Origin of the sequence: Paraburkholderia sp. SIMBA_054, assembly GCF_046534875.1 — a bacterium.
Classification (GTDB): Bacteria; Pseudomonadota; Gammaproteobacteria; order Burkholderiales; family Burkholderiaceae; genus Paraburkholderia; species Paraburkholderia hospita.
In genome coordinates, this window is sequence record NZ_JAWRXV010001575.1 from 1 (window position 1) to 241 (window position 241).

Here is a 241-nt window from a genome sequence, read left to right on the forward strand (position 1 = left end):
TCGGCGCCGGTGCCTTCAGCAACTGGCGGGCAACCATCGCATTCGACGAACTGAGCGAGCCGATGCTCGATTCACGCGACGGGTCCGCGAGACCATGCGCGACGAGCAGCTTGGCTTCGAGTTGCAGGCTCGTCAGCAGCACCGGGTCCTTCAGTGCGCTGCTTTGTGCGAGCAACTGGCTCCACGCGTTGTTGCTGTAGTTCGTCACGTAGTAGTCCAGGCCGCTCGGATCGGCCAGCAC

The 241-nt window shown here is 63.5% G+C and carries 1 pseudogene; it reads right to left on the reverse strand.

What is annotated here, in order from left to right:
* A pseudogene (locus SB822_RS60355) lies at nucleotides 1-241 on the reverse strand (peptidase M1); the annotation flags it as partial.